At 71.5% G+C, this 6,727-nt stretch carries 7 protein-coding genes; 4 read left to right on the forward strand and 3 right to left on the reverse strand.

Annotated elements, in window-relative coordinates; all coding sequences use genetic code 11:
- Nucleotides 1-8: 8 nt before the first annotated feature.
- Nucleotides 9-1,010, forward strand: coding sequence for a TIGR03842 family LLM class F420-dependent oxidoreductase (locus ACZ7G3_RS31375; protein WP_470929681.1), 1,002 nt, complete (start codon nucleotides 9-11; stop codon nucleotides 1,008-1,010).
- Between the two features lie 88 nt (nucleotides 1,011-1,098).
- On the forward strand, nucleotides 1,099-1,530 hold the full coding sequence (locus ACZ7G3_RS31380) for a hypothetical protein (protein WP_470929683.1): 432 nt from the start codon (nucleotides 1,099-1,101) through the stop codon (nucleotides 1,528-1,530).
- Nucleotides 1,531-1,606: 76 nt separating this feature from the next.
- On the opposite strand, the gene ACZ7G3_RS31385 is transcribed toward ACZ7G3_RS31380, so the two are convergent.
- The 3 genes from ACZ7G3_RS31385 to ACZ7G3_RS31395 all read right to left on the reverse strand — a co-directional run bounded on the left by ACZ7G3_RS31385 (nucleotide 1,607) and on the right by ACZ7G3_RS31395 (nucleotide 4,421).
- Nucleotides 1,607-2,029, reverse strand: a complete 423-nt coding sequence (locus tag ACZ7G3_RS31385) for a cold shock domain-containing protein (RefSeq protein WP_426602728.1) — start codon at nucleotides 2,027-2,029, stop codon at nucleotides 1,607-1,609.
- A 340-nt stretch (nucleotides 2,030-2,369) separates the two neighbouring features.
- Nucleotides 2,370-3,032, reverse strand: a complete 663-nt coding sequence (locus tag ACZ7G3_RS31390) for a hypothetical protein (protein WP_470929685.1) — start codon at nucleotides 3,030-3,032, stop codon at nucleotides 2,370-2,372.
- A gap of 324 nt (nucleotides 3,033-3,356) precedes the next feature.
- On the reverse strand, nucleotides 3,357-4,421 hold the full coding sequence (locus tag ACZ7G3_RS31395; RefSeq protein WP_470929687.1) for a lipoate--protein ligase family protein: 1,065 nt from the start codon (nucleotides 4,419-4,421) through the stop codon (nucleotides 3,357-3,359).
- Between the two features lie 124 nt (nucleotides 4,422-4,545).
- Here ACZ7G3_RS31395 and ACZ7G3_RS31400 point away from each other — a divergent pair, with 124 nt between their 5' ends.
- Both ACZ7G3_RS31400 and ACZ7G3_RS31405 read left to right on the forward strand, forming a co-directional pair.
- Nucleotides 4,546-5,328 (forward strand): AraC family transcriptional regulator, encoded by a 783-nt coding sequence (locus ACZ7G3_RS31400; RefSeq protein WP_470929689.1) that lies wholly within the window; start codon nucleotides 4,546-4,548, stop codon nucleotides 5,326-5,328.
- Nucleotides 5,329-5,571: 243 nt separating this feature from the next.
- Nucleotides 5,572-6,627, forward strand: a complete 1,056-nt coding sequence (locus tag ACZ7G3_RS31405) for an iron-siderophore ABC transporter substrate-binding protein (protein WP_470929691.1) — start codon at nucleotides 5,572-5,574, stop codon at nucleotides 6,625-6,627.
- Nucleotides 6,628-6,727 lie beyond the last annotated feature (100 nt).

The raw sequence follows: 6,727 nt of genomic DNA on the forward strand, positions 1-6,727 counted from the left end.
AGGCCGCCGTGGACTTCGGCATCGTCCTGCAGACCGACCCGCCCGCGTCGGCGGTCGTCGAGCTGATGCGCCGCGCGGAACACAACGGCTTCCGCTACGGCTGGACCTTCGACTCCGCCGTGCTCTGGCAGGAGCCCTTCGTCATCCACAGCCGCATCCTGGAGCACACCCGCGACCTGACCGTCGGGCCCATGGTCACCAACCCGGGCACCAGGACCTGGGAGGTCACCGCCTCCACCTTCGCCACCCTCAACGACATGTACGGCAACCGCACCGTCTGCGGCATCGGCCGAGGCGACTCCGCGATGCGGGTCGCCGGCCGCCGGCCCCACACCCTGGCCGCGCTCGGCCGGGCGATCGACGTCATCCGCGACCTCGCCGAGGGACGCGAGACCGAGATCGAGGGGCAGCCACTGCGGATCCCGTGGGTGAGGAACGGCAGGCTGCCGGTCTGGATGGCGGCGTATGGACCCAAGGCCCTCGCCCTGGCCGGGCAGAAGGCCGACGGCTTCATCCTGCAGCTCGCCGACCCGTACCTGACAGAGTGGATGGTGAGGGCGGTGCGCGCCGCCGCCGCGGACGCCGGCCGGGACCCCGGCTCCGTCACCGTCTGCGTCGCGGCCCCCGCCTACGTCGGTGACGACCTGGCCCACGCCCGCGAGCAGTGCCGCTGGTTCGGCGGCATGGTCGGCAACCACGTCGCCGACCTCGTCTCCCGCTACGGCGAGCACTCCGGCATGGTCCCCGAGGCGCTGACCGCGTACATCAAGGAGCGGCACGGCTACGACTACGGCCACCACGGCCGTGCCGGGAACCCGTCCGCCGACTTCGTCCCCGACGAGATCGTCGACCGCTTCTGCCTGCTCGGCCCTCCGCGGGCGCACATCGACCGGCTCCGGGCCCTGCGCGACCTGGGCGTCGACCAGTTCGCCGTCTACGCCATGCACGACGCGAAGGAGGCGACCATCGACGCCTACGGCGCGGAGGTCATCCCGGCACTGAACGCGTAGGCCCGGGGCTCACCACGGCTCCGGAGCGGTGAGGGGAGCGACCGTCAGGCCGTGTATCGGGAGGAAATCCTGCGCATAGGGTGCCCGCATGTCGCTGAGCCATGTGGCCCTCTTGTCCGGACGTTCGATCGCGCTCACCGAGCTGCGGATGTCTTCGACCTATGGGGGCATGCTGGAGGGCTACCCGTGCAAGCGCATCAACGATATGCGCGTCAGGAGCCTCCAGAGGCAGGCTGAACGTGCGTTTCCCGCCACGCCGGTCCATCTGGCCCCGCCCTCCCGCGAGTATCCGGATCAGCCCGCCGGCGCCTTCGGACCCGTCGAGATGCTGCCTTCCGTGGCCTGCGTCGGCGCCTTCCGCTCGACAGCGGTCGCCCCTGGGCTCGACCCGGTGCTGCACCGTTCCGCCCTCACCGTGGTCTGGTTCCAGACCACGGTGGACGTCCCGTCGGGCGAGGACGCCGACCTCGCGCTTCGCGGTCTTCGCTGGGAGGAGTCGGCCCAGGACTACGAGCTCTAGCGCCGGGCGCCGGGCGCCCGGCGCCGGTCACGGACAGGGCGGGGAAGCGTGCGCGCGTCCCCCTGCTGATCCCTTGTCAGTGGGCGACCCAGCCCCGCTTCCGCGCCAGGGCGACGACACACTCGCGGACCTGCTTGATCTGGTCCGCCGTGAGGGTGCCCGACGAGTCGAGCAGGGCTTCCGTGAGTTCGGCGCGGAACCGCGCGGCGTCCGTCGCGCCGTCTCCACCGGCGCCCCGGACGGCCTGCCGGTCGTCCGGGGCGCCGGCCGGACGGGAGGGCAGCCGAATCGCCGTCGGCTGGTGGACGAGGCGGATCTGCGAGGCCTTGGGGCCCTTGTCCCCCTGCTCGAGGAAGAACTCGACCTCGCGGCCTTCCTGGTAGAGGTACTTCTCGTCAAGCAGGTCGTTCGCGTGCATGAAGACGTCCTCACCCGCGTCCGCGGGTGCGATGAACCCGTAGCCGCGGATCTCGTCAAAACGCACAACCTTGCCGGTCATCAACACAGCACACACCTCCGACATCGGACCACTACAGCAGAGGGGCTTCGCACGGAGCACACCTCGAGAGGGGAACCTACAGTGCCGCGCCGCCCGGCCGGCGGGCACTTCGTCCTTCACGACCACGTGCCCGAGAGCGGCGGCCTTGTCAACGACGCCCTGCACCGGACCGGTTGACGGCGACGAAAGCATCCGGGTGGCACCACGCGTCCCGAACTCATGGGCCTGGCGTCGAGTGCGCTCCCGTACCCGGACGACCGGCCGCTCGGAGATGCGCGGCGGGCTGCCAGGCCCTGGACGAGGACCGGGCCCCGTGCCGGCGCCGGCCCTCGCGGCAGGGTCAGCCCCCGCCGCTCTCCAGGGCCGACACGGCTTCCTTGGCGGCCTTGATGGCCCCCTTGTTGATCTCCTCCGTGCTGGGAGCCTTCCGCGTCTCGAAGTCGCTGCCGTTGTACGTGATGATCACCAGCGCGTTGGCGGCACGGGTCATCACGGTGCCCTCACGCGTCTGCTGCTTGTCCTCGGTGGTGAGGTTCACGACGGAGTAGGCCGCGTCACCGAGACCGGGCACCGCGCCCCCGCCCCCCTTGTCGGCGGTCCGCTCCTCGTACGACTTCCGCGCCGCCTCGTCCGACTCCATCACCTCGAAGGAGACGTCGAGCCAGCGGTAGTCGTACCCCTTGAGCGCGTTCCAGGAGCACGTGCGGCGCACCGCGGTGTCCGTGGACGGAATCTCCTTGCCGTCCGCCTCGGCACCCGGGACGAGTGAGGCGACCGTCTTCCCGGCCAGGCTCTCGCAGGGCGCCGGGGCGGCGGCGTACGTCTTCGTCACCGCCGCGGTCGCCGGTGCGGAGGCCGACCGGTTCGCGGTGTCGGGCGGGGTCGGGTCCTTCGCGGCCGATGTCGTGTCAGGCCCGGACGACAGCGCCCAGCCCGCCGTGGCGAGCACGGCGACCGGCGCCAGACGAGCGGTCAGGGCGAGCGGCAGGGGAAGAGAACGCACGGCGCACTTCTCGTGGGGGACGGTGCGGAGATGGTCCGCACTGCGGACGGGACGCCAGTGTCACACGAGACCCCGTGGGGCGGAAGGGCGAACTCGGTGCGTGGCCGCGCGGTGACGCAGACGCATGGGAGCGCCCGGTCCGGACGAGGGGGCCGTCATGGCCGGGCGGCGTCACCGGCCACACGCCGGGCCCTCACCCGTTGCCCCTGCCCGGCCGCCGGCGGCGAACGGACCCGGTGGCTCGCAGCGCGTGGGTGTTCGCCACCGAGCCGGGGCCCGGTGGCGGCGCGCTGAGCGCACCAGACGGTCGGCGGGCCCCGCCGGTCAGGGAACTCTCGCGGTCCACTCGGGGGAGGAGAACTTCGTACGCGCCAACTCCCCGGCCCGCGTCAGCTCGTCGTCCGTCACCTTGCCCCGGGTCAGACCGTACCGGCCGTCGAAGGAGGCGATCATCCGCTCGATCACGGCCTCCCGGGCCAGCCCGGTCTGCCGGCGCAGCGGGTCCACCCGCTTCTTCGCGCTCTTGACGCCCTTGTCGGACATCTTCTCCCGCCCGACGCGCAGCACCTCGAGCATCTTGTCCGCGTCGATGTCGTACGACATGGTCACGTGGTGCAGCACGGCGCCGGGACCACCGCCCGGCCCCACGACGCGCTTCTGCGCGGCGCCCGCGATCTTGCCCTGGTCGGTGGCGATGTCGTTCAGCGGCTGGTACCAGGCACGGATCCCCATCTCGCCGAGTGCGCCGAGCACCCAGTCGTCGAGGTAGGCGTAGCTGTCCTGGAAGGAGAGCCCCTGCACCAGCGCGTCCGGCACGGACAGCGAGTAGGTGATCGTGTTGCCGGGCTCCACGAACATGGCGCCGCCGCCGGAGATCCGGCGCACCACCTCGATGCCGTGGCAGGCGGCGCTCTCGGCGTCCACCTCGTTGCGCAGCGACTGGAAGCTGCCGATGATCACCGCCGGGGCGCCCCACTCCCACACCCGCAGCGTCGGTGGACGCCGGCCCGCGGCGACCTCGGCGGTCAGCACCTCGTCCAGTGCCATGTGCAGAGCCGGGGCCTCGGGCTCCCCGTGGATCAGCTGCCAGTCGTAGTCCGTCCAGTCCGTGGCGTGCGCGAGCGCCCGGCGCACGGCGATGCCGACGCCCTCCGAGGTCAGCCCGTACATCACGGTCCCCTCGGGCAGCGCCGCGTCGATCCGCGCGGCGAGTCCCGCCGCGTCGGTGTCGGCCGGGGCTCCCTCCAGCGCGCGGTTCACGGCGTCCAGCGCCTCGTCCGGTTCCAGGAAGAAGTCACCCGCCACGCGCACGTGCCGCAGCACACCGTCCTCGGACTCCACGTCCACGACGACCAGCTTGCCGCCGGGGATCTTGTATTCACCGTGCACCGATCTGCCTCCGTTTCCGCACACGAGGGGCAACAGCGGGCGCGATCACGGTGTTCCCGGGGCCTTGCGCCCGCGTGCGACCCGCGTACGGTCCGGGCAGCCGGGTGCCGGTTAGCCTGACCGCATGCGTGTCACCAGGGAGCTGCCGTCGCTCGCCGCCGGCGAGGTCGACGTGCCCTTCGTGATCAAGGGGTACGAGGAGGTCGTCGCCGACGACACGGCCTGGAACGAGCACTCGCACCCGTGGCACGAACTCCTCTGGAACGAGCAGGGCGCGTCCACGGTCGTGGTGGGTTCCCAGGTGTGGTGCGTCACGCCGACCCTGGGACTGTGGATGCCGGCGGGGCAGATGCACTCCGCCTCCGCGGTCGCGGGCACCTCGTACCGGGCGCACTTCTTCCGGTACGGCACGGTCTCGGCGTTGCCCGACGTGCCGGTCGCCGTGGACATCACCCCGCTGCTCCGGCTCCTTCTGGAGCGGCTCGAGGAGAAGGACCTGCCGTCGCGCTCCCGGGCGGTGACCGAGACCATGGTTCTCGACGTGCTGCGGCCGTCGGCCCGCGCGCTGCTGGTGCAGTTGCCCACGTCCACGCTGCTCCGGCCGATCGTGGACGCGGTACGGGCCGATCCGTCCCACCAGCGGACGCTGACCGGCTGGGCCTCCTCCCTCGGGTGCAGCGCCCGCACACTGACCCGGGCGTTCCGGACCGAGACGGGCACGAGTTTCGCCCGGTGGGTCGCCGCGGTACGGGCCCAGCACGCCGTGCACCTCCTCTCCCGCGGATTCGAGGTCGACGTGGTGGCCGACGCGGTCGGCTACCGCTCGGCGAGCGCCTTCGGGGCGGCCTTCCGGCGGACGACGGGCACGACTCCCGGCAGGTTCCGGCGCGCTGACACAGCAGTGTGAAGGCCGCCCCGGGAAGACGGCGGGGCGAGGGCCGTCCAGGGAGCGGGGCGAAGGCTGTCCCGGGCGGAGGCTGTCCGGGCGGCGGCCGTTCCGTGGCGTTCCCGTACCCGCCGGATGTCCCGATCGCTACAAGGGCTGTCGAAAAGGCTCGATTGATGTGCGTACATCGACTCCATACTCTGTGCAGGCAAGGCTTACCTAACTTGCCGTGCCACCCCGGATCGAAAGTGACGAGACGCGTCGATGAGAACTCCACGCCTGCCTGCGCTCGCCCTCGCGGCGTCCCTCCTTTTCGGCCTCACCGCCTGCGGCGGCCAGGACGGTGACCAGGACGACAGCAGCGCCACCGGCGCCGGTGCCGGCGCCGAGGGCTCCGGCCAGTTCCCCGTGACGATCAAGCACGCGCTCGGGACCACCGAGATCCCCGCGAAGCCCAAGCGCGTCGCCACCGTCAACTGGGCCAACGAGGAAGTGCCGCTCGCCCTCGGCGTCGTCCCCGTCGGCATGGCCAAGGCCACCTTCGGTGACGACGACGGGGACGGCGTGCTGCCCTGGACCGAGAAGCGGCTGGGGGAGCTCGGCGCCAGGACCCCGGTCCTGTTCGACGAGACCGACGGCATCGACTTCGAGGCCGTCGCCGACACCCGGCCCGACGTCATCCTCGCCGCGTACTCCGGACTGACCGAGCAGGACTACGAGACCCTCAGCCAGATCGCCCCCGTGGTGGCCTACCCGGAAGCGGCCTGGGCGACCCCGTGGCGCGACATCATCCGCCAGAACAGCAAGGCCATCGGACTCGCCGACGAGGGCGACAAGCTCATCGGCGACCTCGAGGGGCAGATCAGCGAGACCGCCGCCAAGTACCCCCAGCTCAAGGGCAAGACGGCGATGTTCATGACGCACGTGTCCTCCAAGGACGTCAGCCAGGTCGGCTTCTACACGACCCACGACACCCGCACCCAGTTCTTCACCGACCTCGGCATGAAGATCCCCGCCAGCATCTCCGGGCCGTCCGAGTCGACGAAGAAGTTCGTCCTCACCAAGAGCGCCGAGCGCATCGACGACTTCAACGACGTCGACATCATCACCGGCTACGGCGACGACACGGGTGAGCTCCTGAAGGCGCTCAAGGACGACCCGCTCACCTCGAAGCTGGCCGCCGTCGAGCGGGGCTCCATCTACCTGCTGCCCAACACCACCCCGCTGGCCACCGCCGCCAACCCCACCCCGCTGTCGATCCCGTACGTCCTGGACGACTACGTGAAGGCGCTCGCCCAGGCCGCGGACAAGGTCAAGTGACCGTCACCGCCACCCCGACCGCGGGGGGGGGGGGGGGGGGGGGGGGGCGGGGGGGGGGGGGGGGGGTTGGTGGGTGGGGGGGGGGGGGGGACGTGGGGGA

The organism is Streptomyces sp. NPDC037271 (assembly GCF_055603605.1).

Bases quoted from the DNA above. Each gene is read 5' to 3' on its own strand.
- ACZ7G3_RS31405 (WP_470929691.1), top strand. From the start codon at position 5,572: ATGAGAACTCCACGCCTGCCTGCGCTCGCCCTCGCGGCGTCCCTCCTT.
- ACZ7G3_RS31400 (WP_470929689.1), top strand. From the start codon at position 4,546: ATGCGTGTCACCAGGGAGCTGCCGTCGCTCGCCGCCGGCGAGGTCGAC.
- ACZ7G3_RS31380 (WP_470929683.1), top strand. From the start codon at position 1,099: ATGTCGCTGAGCCATGTGGCCCTCTTGTCCGGACGTTCGATCGCGCTC.
- ACZ7G3_RS31385 (WP_426602728.1), bottom strand. From the start codon at position 2,029: ATGACCGGCAAGGTTGTGCGTTTTGACGAGATCCGCGGCTACGGGTTC.